This is a genomic window from Atlanticothrix silvestris CENA357 (assembly GCF_016056295.1).
Taxonomy (GTDB): domain Bacteria; phylum Cyanobacteriota; class Cyanobacteriia; order Cyanobacteriales; family Nostocaceae; genus Atlanticothrix; species Atlanticothrix silvestris.
In genome coordinates this window covers 1-16640 of sequence record NZ_JAECZB010000047.1, presented here as the reverse complement: position 1 = coordinate 16640, position 16640 = coordinate 1, and the positions used below count along the sequence as shown (strand labels likewise).

Annotated in this window: 12 protein-coding genes; 4 read left to right on the top strand and 8 right to left on the bottom strand. The window is 41.6% G+C overall.

Features of this window, described 5'->3' with window-relative positions:
• Window positions 1-37: 37 nt before the first annotated feature.
• Together I8751_RS15715 and uvsE are read right to left on the bottom strand one after the other, a co-directional pair.
• Complete coding sequence (locus I8751_RS15715; protein WP_214440085.1) at window positions 38-1636, bottom strand: Hsp70 family protein; 1599 nt, start codon at window positions 1634-1636, stop codon at window positions 38-40.
• 21 nt (window positions 1637-1657) lie between these two features.
• Entirely contained in the window at window positions 1658-2605 is a 948-nt protein-coding gene (gene uvsE, locus I8751_RS15710) for a UV DNA damage repair endonuclease UvsE (RefSeq protein ID WP_214440084.1), read from the bottom strand.
• Window positions 2606-3055: 450 nt separating this feature from the next.
• Here uvsE and I8751_RS15705 point away from each other — a divergent pair, with 450 nt between their 5' ends.
• Window positions 3056-3271: a hypothetical protein gene (locus tag I8751_RS15705; RefSeq protein WP_214440083.1), complete on the top strand. Its 216-nt coding sequence runs from the start codon at window positions 3056-3058 to the stop codon at window positions 3269-3271.
• 412 nt (window positions 3272-3683) lie between these two features.
• Here the strand turns inward: I8751_RS15705 and I8751_RS15700 are convergent, their stop codons facing one another.
• The 3 genes from I8751_RS15700 to I8751_RS15690 form a co-directional block, all read right to left on the bottom strand.
• The gene (locus I8751_RS15700) at window positions 3684-4424 is read right to left on the bottom strand and encodes an amino acid ABC transporter ATP-binding protein (protein WP_214440082.1); all 741 of its coding nucleotides are present in this window, start codon (window positions 4422-4424) and stop codon (window positions 3684-3686) included.
• 105 nt (window positions 4425-4529) lie between these two features.
• Window positions 4530-5687 (bottom strand): amino acid ABC transporter permease, encoded by a 1158-nt coding sequence (locus I8751_RS15695; protein ID WP_214440081.1) that lies wholly within the window; start codon window positions 5685-5687, stop codon window positions 4530-4532.
• 430 nt (window positions 5688-6117) lie between these two features.
• Window positions 6118-6534 carry an ArsR/SmtB family transcription factor gene (locus tag I8751_RS15690; RefSeq protein WP_214440080.1) on the bottom strand — a complete coding sequence of 139 codons (417 nt, stop codon included), beginning with the start codon at window positions 6532-6534 and terminating at the stop codon, window positions 6118-6120.
• A gap of 132 nt (window positions 6535-6666) precedes the next feature.
• On the opposite strand from I8751_RS15690, the gene I8751_RS15685 reads away from it, so the two are divergent.
• Window positions 6667-9066 (top strand): heavy metal translocating P-type ATPase, encoded by a 2400-nt coding sequence (locus tag I8751_RS15685; protein ID WP_214440079.1) that lies wholly within the window; start codon window positions 6667-6669, stop codon window positions 9064-9066.
• A gap of 401 nt (window positions 9067-9467) precedes the next feature.
• On the opposite strand, the gene I8751_RS15680 is transcribed toward I8751_RS15685, so the two are convergent.
• The gene (locus I8751_RS15680) at window positions 9468-10379 is read right to left on the bottom strand and encodes a metallophosphoesterase family protein (RefSeq protein ID WP_214440078.1); all 912 of its coding nucleotides are present in this window, start codon (window positions 10377-10379) and stop codon (window positions 9468-9470) included.
• A 135-nt stretch (window positions 10380-10514) separates the two neighbouring features.
• Between I8751_RS15680 and I8751_RS15675 the strand changes: the two genes are divergently transcribed.
• On the top strand, window positions 10515-11387 hold the full coding sequence (locus I8751_RS15675) for a hypothetical protein (RefSeq protein WP_214440077.1): 873 nt from the start codon (window positions 10515-10517) through the stop codon (window positions 11385-11387).
• Between the two features lie 165 nt (window positions 11388-11552).
• Here the strand turns inward: I8751_RS15675 and I8751_RS15670 are convergent, their stop codons facing one another.
• Window positions 11553-12080: an EAL domain-containing protein gene (locus I8751_RS15670; protein ID WP_214440076.1), complete on the bottom strand. Its 528-nt coding sequence runs from the start codon at window positions 12078-12080 to the stop codon at window positions 11553-11555.
• Window positions 12081-12098: 18 nt separating this feature from the next.
• Window positions 12099-14132, bottom strand: a complete 2034-nt coding sequence (locus I8751_RS15665) for a GAF domain-containing sensor histidine kinase (RefSeq protein WP_214440075.1) — start codon at window positions 14130-14132, stop codon at window positions 12099-12101.
• Window positions 14133-14223: 91 nt separating this feature from the next.
• Between I8751_RS15665 and cobN the strand changes: the two genes are divergently transcribed.
• On the top strand, window positions 14224-16640 hold a 2417-nt coding region (cobN, locus tag I8751_RS15660; RefSeq protein ID WP_214440074.1), incomplete at its 3' end, for a cobaltochelatase subunit CobN.

Below are 16640 nucleotides of genomic sequence, written 5' to 3'. Positions count from 1 at the left end.
TGCCTCCCCTGCTCCCCCTGCCTCCCCTACCTCTTTTTTAGCTCAACTGTGCCACAAGTTGATTTTCTAAGAGTGTGTCATTGGTTAATAAGTCTTCAACTGTGATTCGCAAAAAGCGTTGCTCATCCACTTGAAAAAGAATTTTGATGCGATCGCTTCCTGGAAAACCTGGAGGTGTGAGTCGGGCAATAGTTCTCGCACCTTCTTGATCGTTGAGAAGTCTGACGCTGGTTTCACCACTATCAAGCCGGCGAGTAATTAAGCGATCGCCGTCAAAATAAACTTCTGTACCGCCTGCTTCTACTCCCAATTCTCCCATAATTAGTTCAATACTGGGTTGATTTTCTAATGAAGCGCCTAAGACTAATTCCACGGGCTGATTCATGGGGTAAGCTTGTCCAGCTTTGATAATCGGATGCCAATTGTGGCGCTGTTGACGGCGGTTCCAATAACGAACGCCGTAACTATGGTAAAGAAAGTCTTTGATTTCTATACCTTGAGCTAACTGTAATGCACCTTGAGCGATCGCTTCAAAAGGTCGTTCACAACGAATTTTTTCCGGTTCAAAATACTGCTTTACCCATGTCTGCACTGCTGGTAGTTGCACTGTCCCACCAACTAATAAAACTGCATTAATGTCTGCTAATTCTATGCCTTGCCGCCGTGCTTGTTGTAAAAGATTCGTCATCGACTCATCAAGCAGCTCAAAAAATGCGTGTTCTTTAAGAATATTTTCTAAGGTGTCGCGGTTCAATTCCAGTTCATAGCTTTCAAATGTCTCGTCATCAAAATAAACTTCACTGGCTTGGTTTTGGGTGGATAGCTGAATTTTTATCCGTTCTGCCAATCTTGTTGTCAAGGGACTTACCGCTAATCCTTGAGATTTGGCAAAGTAATCTACCAACCAATTATCAATATCAGTACCGCCTAAATTTTGCCCAGCTTTCGCCAATACGCGGGCAGTTTTTACCTTTTGCTTAGAATCTTCAGCTAAAGATTTATTACCCCATTTGAGCAGAAATCCTACGGGTTTGCGATTCGCTTGCGCGCCTTTATTTAACTGCACAAGGGACAAATCCAAAGTTCCGCCGCCAAAGTCAATCACTAACAGAGTTTCTTGATCTGCCAAACCATAACCCAAAGCCGCTGCTGTGGGTTCATCTAACATTCTTACTTGTTCAACGGGAAGTGCTTGACAAACTCTGCCTAGCCAGTGACGATAAGCTTCAAAGCTATCTACAGGTACGGTTAGTATAAGGGAATCTAACCCACCTTCTAGGGGTGCTAGTTGCTTAATTACATGAGTGAGAAACCATTGCCCTACTTGCTCAAATGTCACTATTTGCCCATCTAATTCGGGCAAGAAGCCTTGAATATCTGCACCAATACCACGTTTGAAGCTGCGGAAAAATCTGGCATCTCCTTTGAGGTCAAGACCGCGATCGCGTACTTGTTGACCTACGGAAACTTTACCCTGTATTGCTTCTTCTACATAAACTAAGCTGGGAATCAGTGGCGGATTGAGACTTTGCTGAATTGATAAACCAGGTAAACTTAGGGTTTCTGGTTCCTGGGTTACGGGATTCCAGCGAGTAATAACTGTGTTGCTAGTACCAAAATCGATTGCGATCGCCATAATTTTTGATTATGTGTGAGATTATTGTCCCATAAGCCACCAAGAGCGCAAATTGGCGATCGCTTCTTCTTTGTGTTTGGCTTCGACTTCTATCCAAGGTACTTCATAGTAAACATTGGGCATAGCGGTGATTAAATCGCTGTGTTTTCTGTCATCAAAAGCTGTTTCACCGTTGGAAATATGCACTAACTGCCACTCTGGATTTGCCCAAGTTGCTCTCGCTGCATCCAACATAGACGCTACACTTGGATCGTCATAACTGTCTAATTTTTCGTGGCAGATATGGTGATGAGCATCGAAGACCATTGGTATCTCTGCTTGCTGGCACACTGCTAAAATTTCACTACCGCTATAGGCGTATTCGTCATTTTCTAGGGTCAAGCGGTTTTTGATGGCTTCTGGTAATTCTGAAATTACCTTGATTAATTGTTCGCTGCGTTGAGATTTACCACCATGAATGTTCATCAATGACCAAGGCGATCGCGGTAAACCTAACAAATCGAGTGTACGAGCATGTCGTTCTAAAATTTTGATACTTGTTTGTACCACTTCAGGAGAATCAGAACTCAACACGACGAATTGATCTGGGTGCAATACCATTCTGATGCCCAAAGCTTGAGATCTTTCACCGATTTTGCCTAAATCAGCGCTTATTTCCTCTAATATATTCGCACCAATTTCGTCTTCCATGTCACTTAAGGGAAATAAAGCTGAGGACATGCGATACAACTGAATTTTGTTGTTTTGACAAAAAGACAAGGCATCATGCAAACGCTGTAAGTTGTGCTGATACAGTTCTCTCAGGGCACTCTCACGTTGAACATCAGAAAGTTTTAAGTAGCGCGTGCGTGTCATTGTCCGGAAGCGCACTTGCTGAGAAATAGTAATACAGACAAGCCCTAAGTGGGGTAAGGTTTCTTTTTGCTGTTGCTGTGTATCAGGAAGATTTTGAAATTGGATTGCGGCCATTAACTAAAAAGTAATTGAACTAAGTTCTGCTATTAAGTACCAATACCTCTTTACCTTGACATATTTTTTTTAACAATGACATCGCACTTCTGAATGACACAGTGTTGCAGTGTAGGGCTTTTATTCAAGTCATGATTTAGAAGTGCATCTGCCTCTAGAAGTATTTTGGGCATTCTATAAATAAAGATTCATACAGTTATTTATTGATTACGTAATGAAAAAATCGCCAATCTTTATTTCAGATGTCCACAAATCAAAGATTACAGTCTTTTGGAGGTGGCAGATCCATAAGGATGAATGTCAAGATAAGTAGATGTACCTTTAGGTAGTGAAGTCAAGTCTCTGAAATATTTATTAATATGAGTGTAACTTAGCATCAGGAGTCAAGAAAACTTCTTAATTGCAGCATCTCTAATAAATCACCAGACTTCACCAACGGAGTAGAAGATTATGAACGATCAGCAATCACCAGACTCTCAAGAATTCGTAGGCAATCTCAAGAATGGAATTTGGCTGTTTGGCCTTTCATCTTGGGTTTTTGGCATCACCGATCGCAGTATTGCTTCATTTGCAGATGGCTATCTATCTGCTTTAGATTTGACGCAACTATTTACAGCGGCGACATTCTTTGTAGCGTGGGTATTTTTGAAGCCATCTAGGGCTTAAGCAATTTACCTTATAAAAATGTCGAATAGAATATTTACTACTTTGTCAAGCTAGTTTGAGACTTTGTAGTAAGCACTTCAGTGACTGGAAAATCAGGACTAAAGTCCTGACCCTTCGGGTTCGCTAGTCGTTCATGGGGAAACCCTCATCGCGTAGCGTCTCCCCTTGGGAGAAGATCACGCTAGTTCAATACGAACAAAAGGTAGAACACTGTTTACGGCAATGGGGGGTGCGCTAAAGAGTGCGTCTATATTTTTTGCATCCAAAAAATCGGGGTAATTCTGAAACACCTTCAGAATTCCTCGATTATTAATAATTCAATTATAAAACCGTGACACTAAGGAACTTTTAAGTTTATTCTATGTTTCCTGTTCCCTAATATATGTAAGAATACAGCTTTCAAAACAACTTTTTAGAGAATTTGTGATAAAAATTTGCGAGTCCGTTCTTCTTTAGGGTTAGTGAAAAATGCATCAGGGGTGGCTGACTCGACAAGAGAACCACTATCCATGAGAATTACTCGGTCTGCGACTTCGCGCGCAAATCCAACTTCGTGGGTGACAACTACCATTGTCATTCCATCACTAGCGAGATTTCGCATCACATCTAAAACTTCTCTTACCATCTCTGGATCTAAAGCTGAGGTGGGTTCATCAAACAGCATAATTTTAGGCTGCATGGCTAAGGCACGCGCGATCGCTACCCGTTGTTGCTGTCCACCAGATAACTGTCCGGGATATTTCTGCGCTTGTTCTAAAATCCCCACCCTTTCTAGAAGTTGCATCGCCAATTCTTCAGATTTTGCTTTGTTCCACCGCCGTACCCAAGTTGGTGCCAAAGTAATATTTTGCTGTACTGTCAGATGAGGAAATAAGTTGAACTGCTGAAATACCATTCCCACTTCTCGGCGAATTGTTTCAATATTTCGCAAGTCATGGCTGAGGGTAATACCGTCAATGATGATTTTGCCTTGTTGATATTCTTCTAGAGCGTTAAATGTACGGATAAAAGTGGATTTGCCGGAACCAGAAGGCCCCATTAATACTACTACTTCTCCACGATTTACTGTTAAACTCACACCTTGGAGAACGTGAAATTTACCGTACCATTTATGGACTTCTTCAGCAATAATTATGAAATTTTGTTCTGACATATAGCATTTTAACTTATTTTATTTTTTAATTAACCACAGAGTCACAGAGTTAGCAGAGAAATGATTTAAGAGTGTTTTAGTGTTTTGTGATTGATTGTTTTAATATTAACTCAACTGTTTTTCTAATCGCCGAGAAGCTAAAGACATAGAATAACAAAATATCCAGTAAAGCAATCCGATAAATAAATAAACTTCTGCATAACGACCAATAAACTGGGGCTGCGCCAAGATGGAACGGGCAATACCTGTGAGTTCTACTAATCCTACTAAAGATAAGAGAGAAGTATCTTTAAATAAGCCAATAAACTGACCGACAATTGCAGGAATAACAGCGCGTAAAGCTTGAGGTAAGACAATTAATATAACGACGAAGGGCGTATTGAGTCCTAATGCTTTTGCAGCTTCAATTTGTCCGCGTGGAATTGATTGAAGTCCACCACGCACGTTTTCTGCCATATAAGCGGCACTAAATAATACTAATCCAGCAATTCCTCGTAGAACTCGATCTAAACGCACATCTCCTGGTAAAAACAACGGCAACATCACCTGAGCAAGGAATAAAATTCCAATCAGTGGTAATCCCCTGACAAGTTCAATGTACAGAATACAAAACCAACGTACAATAGGCAAATTGCTAGTGCGTCCTAAAGCTAGTAATACGCCAATTGGGAAGGAAAGAACAATACTAATTGTTGCTGTTAAAAGGGTAAGTAACAAACCGTTCCACAAATTTGTAGAAACAGGTTGTAAGCCAAAACCACCGCCAATTAACCACAAAATTATTAAAAAAGATAATAGCCAATTTACAGAAAGCCAGGGAGCTATTGTTTTAGCAAAATTTTTCCCAATCCAAAAACCTGCAAATAGTAAAGCTGCAATTAATACTAACCACAGGCGGGATGTCAAATTTAAGGGTAAAATAATTAATAAAACACCGACAAGACTAGTAAATAAAGCAATTCTACCTTTTGTCAACTGTTGATTTTTGAAGACAACGCCCGCAGTTACAGCTGCTAAAGTCGAAGCGATCGCCAAGACAATCCAAATTCGCCAATATAAGGCTTGGGGAAATCTTCCCACTAAAAATAGAGGCAAATTAACTTTAATTACTGCCCATTGTGCCTGAGTAATTGCCCAAACTAAGAATCCCCGTACAACCCAAAATATAAATCCTAAGCAGATAACCGTTAATAGACTGTTGTACCAGGTACTAAAGAGATTTTTACGCAGCCAAGTTATACCAATTCGTAATTCGTAATTCATAATTCGTAATTATGAAAGTGTTATAGCACCTAAGCTTTTAAGTTTGAATTTGTTACCCGATTTTAGATAATCGGTGTTAATTGTGTCATTCGTCAATAAATATAAATTCAGTTGCTCCGATATTATCAAAATATGATTTAGTTTGAAAAATTTTGGGCGAATATAATTCGCTACTACACAAGCAAAGTCCGCCTCCGCAGACTAACACAAAATCGAAATTTTCAACCCACAAAGGTGGCCTTCCCGGAGGGAAGCCGCTACGCGTCTTGCCTGTGTAGCCAAGCCACTGCGTTGGTCGGGTTCCCCGATTTGTCCGCGCAGCGTCTCTCCTTGGGAGAAGCAAGTGACGCGCGATTTCTAATCGCCTGGGCTGGTTTTGATTAATAGGTTGCTGAAAAGTTTAATCAAATATCTAAAACTAAATTATTTTTTATCTTAAATCTTCATTATTTGACTGATTCAAATGTTCTAATAAAAGCTGATATAGGTTGGTAATATGACCATCCGCTAGGCTGTAATAAACGTTTCGACCTTCTCGACGATAATTGACTAAACCCATAGCTTTAAGCAAGCGTAATTGATGACAAACGGCAGATTCACTCATTTTTGTTAATGCCGCTAAATCGCAAACACATAACTCTTGAGCAGCCAAAGCTGAAACGAGACGCAGACGGTTAGGATCTGCCAATACCCCAAATACTTCTGCCATAAGTTGTGCTTTTTGCACTGGCAAGATTTGCGTCATCGAGGAACGAACGTTTTCTAAATTTACCAAATGGGTGTCACAGGCAGGCGCATCAGAACTTTGAGGGATGGCTAAATCTTGCTTTCGTTTGCGTGTGTTCATGGTGTTTATTTTATGCAATGGTTATCAGTCTCAATATACCTAAAATGATAATCATTGCACAATTGAATAGTTGTTCAATTGTTGTAATAGAATATTGGCAGTTAACTTCTTAACCTTGTTGGTAAAGTTGCCATGATTCAGAGCTACTCCTCAAAAACTCAAGCATTGCAAGTCAGTGGCATGGATTGCGGTAGCTGTGCCAAGACTATTGAAGCCAGCTTGCAGCAGTTAAGTGGTGTACAGGAAGTTGCAGTGAGTTTTGCAACGGGACGGGTAGTTTTGTCCTACAACCCAACACTTGTAAGTGCAGCAGAAATTAAAAATCGCATTACTGTTTTGGGCTACACCGTAGATGTTGCTTTGCCTAAAACACTACAAATACAAATTGGCGGGATGGATTGCGGCAGTTGTGCCAAAACAATTGAAGTTGGCTTACAGCAGATTATAGGTGTGAATGAGGCATCGGTGAGCTTTGCAACAGGGCGATCGCAAATTTCTTACGATCCACAAGCAGTTAACGAAACTAAGATTTATGAACAAATCCAAGCTTTAGGCTACACAGTAGAACCGAGCGCTGAAGCTACTTTACACCATCATACTCACACCTGCGATCATGAACATGCTCATCCTCCTCAACCCGCTGCTACCAACTGGCAATTTTGGATTACCAATCGCCGAGGACAAAGCGTTATTCTCGCGGGTCTTGGGTTATTTTTGGGCTTAATGGTTCAAGGTTTGGCACTACCAATTTGGCTAGCACGGGCTTTTTATGGCATCGGTATTATAGTTGCTGGTTATCCCATCGCCAGGGCTGGGTTATTTGAGTTGCGTTTGCGCCGTGCAGATATGAATCTGCTGATGACCATTTCGGTAATTGGGGCAGTAGCGTTAGGTGATTGGTTAGAAGCAGCGTTAGTTGTATTTTTATTTTCCTTGGGTACAACTCTACAAGTTTTCACCTTTGGTCGCACCCGCAACGCCATTCGGGGCTTGATGGATTTGACACCACGTACAGCTACGGTGCAGCGAAATGATCAGGAAGTGACAGTTGCTGTTGAAAATATTCGATTAGGGGAAATTTTAACAATTCGACCAGGACAGCGTGTGGCGCTGGATGGTGTAGTAATTTCTGGTATCAGTGCTATTGACCAGTCTCCCATTACCGGAGAGTCGATACCCGAAGATAAAGCCCCAGGAGATGCTGTGTTTGCGGGGACTTTGAATCAAACAGGTTTTTTGACGGTGAAAGTTACCCATGTTGCTAGTGATACAACCGTTGCTAAAATTATTCACCTTGTCGAAGAAGCTCAATCTAGCCGCGCCCCTACACAGCAGTGGGTAGATAAGTTTGCCCAAATCTACACACCAATTGTAATTGTGAGTGCGATCGCTATTACTTTAATTCCACCTTTAGCATTTGCTCAACCTTTTAATGTTTGGCTATATCGGGCATTAGTAATGTTAGTGATTGCCTGTCCCTGTGCGTTGGTAATTTCTACCCCAGTTTCTATTGTTAGCGCCATTGGTGCGGCAACCCGCCAGGGGGTTTTATTTAAAGGTGGTCATGCACTAGAGACAGCTGGACATTTAACTAGCCTAGCTTTTGATAAAACAGGAACATTAACCCAAGGAGAACCCTTACTGCACAAGGTTTATGAATTGGGAGAAGTGAGTGCAAATTTTGTATTGTTAATTGCTGCGGCTTTAGAGCAAAAATCAGAACATCCTTTAGCTAAGGCAATTGTAGCTACAGCCAAAGCACAAAAGTTAGAGTTAGAAAATATTGAAAATTTTACAGCTTATCCCGGTAAAGGTGTAACGGCGCAATTTGGTGAAAATCTTTATTTGGTGGGGAATCGGCGGTTATTTACCGAATTTGGCATTTCTTTATCAACAGCCGCGACATCTCTATTAACAGAAATTGCAAATTTAGGACAAACACCTGTTTTAGTAGGCAATAGCCAGAATTTGTTAGGAATAATTGCCCTAGCAGATGGCTTGCGGCTAGAAGCAGCGCCAGCTGTACAAATGCTGCAACGGCTCAAAATGCGACATTTAGTCATGTTAACAGGCGATCGCACCGCAGTTGCCAAACAGATTGCCCAACAAGTCGGCATCACAGAATATCAAGCAGAACTATTACCAGAAGACAAACTGCAAGTAATTCAACAATTGCGGCAATCGGGAGTAGTAGGGATGGTAGGTGATGGCATCAACGATGCACCAGCCTTAGCAGCAGCAGATATTAGTTTTGCGGTTGGTGGTATTGATATTGCTTTAGAAACAGCAGATGTAGTTTTAGTAGGCAGCGACCTGAGACGACTAGCTTATGCAGTCACCTTAAGTCGCCGCACAGTCTCAGTAATTCAACAAAATGTTGTCTTTTCTCTGGTTACAAAAGGGCTATTTTTATTATTAGGGACTTTTGGTTTTGTCGGGTTAGCGATCGCAGTATTAGCTGATACAGGAACTTCCCTCATCGTTACAGCAAATGGTATGAGGTTGTTTAGAGCCAAAGCTGAAGAAGAGTAGAGGCAATTGAAGTATTTTTAGTGCTTCATTCCATTAATTTTGACAATGCTACGTGTACTATTAAGGACTAGACCTTTTAAGGTTGCTTGAAATAAAATCTCTTTTTTTCTCTCTGTGTCCTCCCTTCGGGTTCACCAGTCGCCTGCGGAGGGAAACCCTCCCGCAGCGCTGGTTCACTGCGTCTCTGCGGTAAAAAGTCTTTTATTTAACCACAGAGGCACAGCTAAAAGTTGTCAGGAGGAGCCACTGCTTTGGGCGGGTTTCCAAGGCACTTCGTTGGGCGGCTATGCCGACTTGTGGCAAGTGGCGTTGGTTTCCCTCCGTAACAAACTTTTCAAGGCAGAGACCACAAAGTCAAGAGGTTAAAGATTTGAAAGGGCTAGTAGTGATAAAGCAGAACACTAAGAGACTTTCTTGATCATACCTTGATCAAAAATGCGTTTATCAGTGCCAATTCCTTTGACCTCGATTCTATCTGGGTACACCTCATAGGCTGCAAAACTTAAATTACTTGTAGAATATTCTGTCCACTCAGAACGTTCTACAGGACGACTACCTGCACCAGCACCACAAGTTATATAGGCCGTACCATCAATAGTGCGAGTCCGTTCATAGCTGTGATCATGTCCATTGATATAAAGTTCAACACCGTATTTTTGAAATAAAGGAGTGAAGATTTTAATAAATTTGTCACTCTTCCCATAATGACCCGATGAATAAATTGGATGATGGCCAAACACTACTTTCCAATTAGCATTACTGCGGCTTAATTCTTTTTCAAACCAAATTAATTGATTTTTCCAATCAGCATTACCATTAGTATCTAAGGCAAAAAACTGTACTTGACCACGGCGAAATGTGTAGTAACGCCGTCCATTCATATTAAACCCAGTATATTGAACTTGTGGATCACCGTTGGCAGTACGAATATCGTGATTGCCTAAACAAGCTTGAAATTTGACACCTTGCTTGAGTAAATATTTATAAGGTCGCTCAAAAACTGCGCTAATTTTCTCAATTTCGCCGTTGTTGTAAATATTATCTCCAGCTAAAACTACTAAATCATAAGGATTTTGCTGGTGATAAAAATTCATAGCCCCAGCCACAGCATACTGACCTTTAGCGCCAGTCCCGGTATCTGCCACAGATACAAAACGCAATAGTAAATCTTTTTTAGCTGGGTTAGCAGCGATCGCTGAGTCAATAATATTAGCACTTTGACTATGTTGACGAGCTAAATTCCAAGTGAAAAATCCTGTACCAATGGCGCTGAGGCTACCTAAAAATAAAAATTGACGGCGTTTCCAGGTCATAAAATCACCAAATTCAATAAATAGTCAGTTTAGCCGAAGCAATGAGCAATGAAGTGATACATTAAGGCTGTAGAGACAGCACCCAGAGAAACTTGTATTCTTTGTCTTTGATTCGCTGCTTTTGGTGAAAGTTCCATGTCACAAGACAATCAGAATTCACAACCGCCTTCGTCCCGTGAACCGGAAGCGAATCAGGCTCCCCAAGAACCCTACCAGAGAGTTCAACCCTTTTGGAAGTCTAAAATTATCCAACTTCTGAGAGGGACAATTGGAGTTTTAGAAACAACGGTAGAAAAACTGGAAACAGTACCACCCGCTGGTACAGAAGCAACCCCCGGTTTTTGGCAGCAGTTTCAGTCCGCCTGGGGTGGACTGTTAGAGAAAATTCGTTCTTTGTTACCAGCAAATTTATCGGCAAAGTTTTCGGATACAGCTTTGACGGGAATTATTGCTGCAATTGCCGTAATTGTAGTTTGGACAACTACAACTGTTTTCACTAGTAAGCCTGCTGAAATAGCAACGCTTCCTCCAGTTGAAGAAGTTCCAACACCAACACCAGAAACAACAATAACTACTCCACCAGAGTCAGAAGTACCAGAATTACAACCACCAGTAGAAATTCCACCGCAGCCAGAACCAGAAATAACTCTACCACCGGAACCAGAGCCGACACCAACGCCGACACCAACATTAGAATTGACACCAGAACAAACCTTGATTGCAGCCATCGAAAATCAAGTAGCAGAAATTAGCGATCGCTTCGCTTCTGGTCTGATAAAGTCAATTCAAGCTAATTTCCGCACTAGCAACCTGATCCTCAAAATTAACGACGATTGGTATACTCTCGAAGCATCTCAACAAAACAAACTAGCTGCTGAAATACTCCAACGCTCTCAAGAACTTGATTTTACACATTTAGAAATTTTCGATTCCCAAAATAGGCTAATAGCACGTAATCCAGTTGTGGGAAATGAGATGATTATTTTTAAACGGCAAACCACTAGTTAAGAAAACACAGTAAATAGCCATCATAAACTACGTACGCTAGGCATGGGGCACTTGTACTGAGCGTCGGTTGCTGAGCGCAGTCATTGGCGCAGCCTCTCGCACAGAAGCAAGCTGAAGTATTGGGCATTGGTTATTCCCCTGTTTCCCCTGCCCCCTGCCTCCTTCTTACCACTGAGGATTTGCCATAATTAATGCTGCTGCTGCTGAGCTATCCAATGGGATTGAGAAAAAATATCCTTGCCCATATTCACAATTCAACTCTCTTAAAAGTGCTAATTGCTCTTTTGTCTCTATACCTTCAGTGATCACATTCACACCCAGTGTATGTGCCAGGGCGACAATTATCTTAATAATTTCTAAATTTATGCTACTTGTATCCATCGGGCTGACAAAAGATTGGTCAATCTTCAATACATTAATTGGAAAGTTATAAAGACGACCTAATGAAGAGTAACCCGTACCAAAGTCATCAATTGATAACTCAATGCCCAACTCTCGCAGTCGAGAGAATATAGTAGTAACTTCATAGCTATTTTCTACAATTACGCTTTCAGTAATTTCTAACATTAGACTGCTTCCATCAAGACCAGTTGAGTGTAAAATTTGCTCAATCTGTTCAATTAAATCTGGCTGGGAAAATTGCTTAATAGAAAGATTAATACTAATTTTCTTGAGTAATTTACTATTGGGCATGGAGCAAAAACTTTTAGACTATTGACTTAGAGCCCTCATCGGTTGGACTGGTATCCATACAGTAAAAATTGAGCCAATCCCCACAGTGGATTCTACTTCAATTCGACCCCGATGCAGTTCTATAAGTTGTTTAGTTAAAGCTAAACCGAGTCCAGTACCTTCGTAGCGGCGGCGATATGGCGTATCGAGTTGCTGAAATTTTTCAAACAGCAGCGGTAATTTTTCTTCGGGAATACCAATTCCCGTATCTTCGACTTGAAAGATAGCTGTGTCATCTTCCACCCACACGCGCAAGGTAACACTGCCAGCTTCAGGGGTAAACTTAATGGCATTAGTTAATAAATTCCAGAGAATTTGCACTACTCGTTCTGCATCTGCTGTAAAGCGATCGCGCCGGGGGTCAATTTGTAAATCAAGTTTCAGATTAACTTGTTGAGTTGTGGCTTTTTTTAGTAGCGATTCTAAAGTATTTTCAGCAATATTAGTTAAGGAAAATTCTGTAATATTTAAAACTGTCTTGCCAGCCTCAATTTGCGATAAATCGAGGATGTCATTAATCATTTCTAATAGATGTTCTCCACTGTCGTGGATTGTTTGGAGATAATCTCGTTGTCGTTGACTTAATTCACCTAAAGGCCAACGTAACAACGTCGAAGACATACCAATTACATAAGTTAAAGGCGTAAGCAATTCATGGCTAATGGTAGCCAGAAATTCACTTCTAAGACGACTAGCAGCTTCAGCGGCCAAAAGAGCATCACGCAGTGCCATAGTGCGCTCAATCACTCGTTGTTCGAGAGTTTCTTTTTCTTCAGTCAGTATGCGCGCCGCATCCCGCAGCGATCGCATTAATTCAGATTGATGAATAGCGATCGCTAATTGTTCAGCGATTGAAGTCAGCAAAATTTTTTCACTTTCAGTCCATTGACGTGAATCATGGCATTGATGAGCAATTAACAGCCCCCACAGCTTTTCTTCAAACATAATTGGGGCTGCTAATTTCGCCCGAACTTGGGTTTCTCTTAAGAAATTTAATAAACACTCTTCCAGAGAGTATGATTTTTCAACATCATCTATGGCTAAAATAAATCCTTGACGATATTTTTCCCAGCATTGAGCAGCTTGTCCAAAGCAACTTTTTTCTTTGTAATACAACACCGAAGAAATAGCATCTGTAGCACGGGCTTCATAGACGATACAACCCCCATATTCTGGAATTGGGGGTTGGGGTGAGGTTAGATCGTTAACTGCTAACTGTTGAGTACCTGTTGCTTCAAACTGGGGAGTTTTCCCTAGTTCACTCAAAGACAAACCCTCTAAACTTCTGTTAGCAACACACTGGTTTCTGTTGACTCCAGAACCTTCAAATTTATATATGACTAATCTGTCTAATTCCAAAAACTCACGTACTTGGGCGATCGCTGTTGCCAAAATTACTGGTAAGTCTAAGCTTTTACGAATCTGAGTTGTTACCTGATTTAATAATCGCTCTTGGGAAATCTGTTTTTTTAAGGCATCTTCTACTGGTTGACAGGCATAAACTTCAAGGTTAACAGCGCTTGGAGGTTTTGTCGCATTTTCATTTTGCTGCGGCAAGAGGCATTCTAATAACAGCAGCGTGAATTGACTTTGGAGCGTGGCATCATTAGGGCGAATCAGTTGACGATAGGATTCAAGATTTTGATGAGTGTCAGAATCACACCCAAACAAATCTCTCAACTTTGTGATGAAGGAAGCGATCGCCTCCGGATTAAATGTCAAACTAGCACTTAGGGCTAAGTAAGTTTCTGGTTCTCCAACTACTCTATCTACAAGCGATCGCTCCTGCTCTATGTTGCCTATTAATAGCGCACTAAACCCCTCAGCAACCACCAACGTAAACCTGTGTATCTGCAACTCTACAGGTATGTGAATCCGCGCAACTAGAGCTTCCGTGATTATGAGAGTATTATTCCCTATTGCCTGAGCCATCTGCTTTAACAATTTCTCAAGCTGATTAAATACAGCTAAAGGTAAATTTCGAGAAAAGCTCAAATCATGGGAACTAAGCATTTTCAATGGTCTGGTAAGAGGGGCTGGATGCTAAGCTGAAATTTTTGGCAATTGGATTCTAACCAACAGTTTAAAACGGTAATACAGGATTATGCATCGTATAAGCGCCACATCGGTCGGATTGAATCAGTCAGAGAGTTTAGTTTTTGTAGAACAAACTCCGGCTCCTATTGTGTTTATTACGGCTGCTGATACCGACATTCAAACCTTGGCAGCTGCATTTTCCAAATTACCCTCCACATTTCCTGCATTAAGAGTTGCCAACTTGTTGCAGTTACAGCAACAAATAAGTATAGATACTTACGCAGAGCAAATTTTAGAATTTGCCCAAGTAATTATTCTGCGCCTATTAGGAGGACGTTCCTATTGGGCTTACGGCTTAGAAGTAGTGCAGGAAATTGTGCAACGTAATGGTACAACCTTAATTGTAATGCCAGGAGACGATGGTCTTGATCCCGAATTGATTTCCCAGTCTACCGTGCCTTTGGGTATCGTTAATCAAGTATGGCAGTATTTTAGTGAAGGCGGAGTGGAAAACATTGTTAACGCCCTCAAATTAACCGCCGATACTAGCTTAGAAACTTCATTTCATCCTTTACCACCCCAGTCTGTTCCTCGTGTCGGTTTATATAACGGGGATTGGCAAACAACAGAACAACAGGACAAGAAAAATAACTCCCCACTTTCCAAAGTCGGCATTCTTTTCTACCGCGCTCATTACCTAGGAGGAAACACCAAAGTAATTGATGCTTTGTGTGCAGCTTTGGCACAAAAGAACTTACAACCTGTGCCAGTATTTGTTTCTTCATTGCGTGACCCCGTTGTACAAGAAGAGTTGAGTGAGTTTTTTCAACCCAAAGACTCAGAGCAAATTGCAGTGCTGCTGAATACTACTAGTTTTTCTTTAGCGCGGTTGGAAACAGAAACACCTCAAACAGAACTATGGGAAACATTAGATGTGCCTGTTTTGCAGGTGATTCTCAGTGGTGGGTTAATTGAGCAGTGGGAGGTACAGTCGCAAGGGCTTTCTCCCCGCGATATTGCCATGAATGTGGCACTACCAGAGGTAGACGGACGGATTATTAGCCGCGCTGTGTCTTTTAAGGCGGTGCAAACCCGGAATCCTGACTTAGAAACAGATGTAGTAGTTTATGAACCAGTCAGCGATCGCATTGAGTTTGTAGCCCAATTGGCAGCTAATTGGGCACGTTTACGCTCTAAATTGCCCCAAGAACGGCGAATTGCTTTGATTTTGGCAAATTACCCCAACCGCAATGGTCGCCTTGCCAATGGCGTAGGACTGGACACTCCAGCTAGTTGTGTAGAAATTATTCAAGCTTTGCAAGTTGCTGGGTATCTGGTAGAAAATCCACCCATCCAAGGAGATGAGTTGATTCAACGCCTAATCGCTGGCGTTACCAATGATCCAGAAGGTAAGGAATTACGCCCAGTACAACAAAGTTTATCTGGTGAGGAATATCAAGAGTATTTTGCTTCTTTACCAGAAGTAGTGCAGCAAGAAATTAGTGGGCGTTGGGGAGATTTTAATCAATCTTTCTCCTCTGCCCCCCTGCCCCCCTGCCCTGCCTCCATTCCCATTCCTGGGATTCAGCTTGGTAACGTCTTCGTAGGCATTCAACCGGCACGAGGTTATGATATTGACCCTAGTTTGAATTACCATGCGCCGGATTTAGTTCCAACTCATGATTATTTAGCTTTTTATTATTGGGTCAGGGAATGTTTTGGCGCGGATGCTGTTGTGCATGTCGGGAAACATGGAAATTTAGAATGGCTACCCGGTAAGAGTTTGGCTTTATCTAATAATTGTTATCCCGAAGTAGCATTTGGGGCACTTCCCCATCTGTACCCGTTTATTGTGAATGACCCAGGTGAAGGTTCACAAGCCAAGCGCCGCGCTCAAGCGGTGATTATAGATCATCTCACGCCGCCAATGACACGGGCGGAACTTTATGGCGCTTTGCAGCAGCTAGAAAATTTAATTGATGAATATTATGAGGCTGAAAGTTTAGATCCTTCGCGTTTACCAGCGATTCGCGATCGCATTCGTGAACTGATTATCCAAGAAAACCTCCACCTCGATTTAGGCATTCAAAATGAAAACGACATTCTCAAGTTTGAATCTATAATTTTAAATTTTATCGGTGGTTATCTTTGTGAATTGAAAGAAGCGCAAATCCGCGATGGATTGCATATTTTTGGGCAATGTCCCCAAGGACAGCAACTGCGAGATTTAATAGTGGCGATCGCTCGTATACCCAACCGTTATTCTGTAGGTATTACCCGCGCCTTAGCCCAAGATTGGGATCTAGACTTTGATCCCCTGACAACAGACTTCAGCACTCAGTTACCAGCAGATGATTTGAAAATTTTATCTGCAAAAACTCAACACCCCTGTCGCACCGTCGGCGACGCTGTTGAAGTTTTAGAGGAACACGCAGCTTTATTAGTAGAACAACTCATCACTCACCCTTCCCCCTGCCCCCTGCC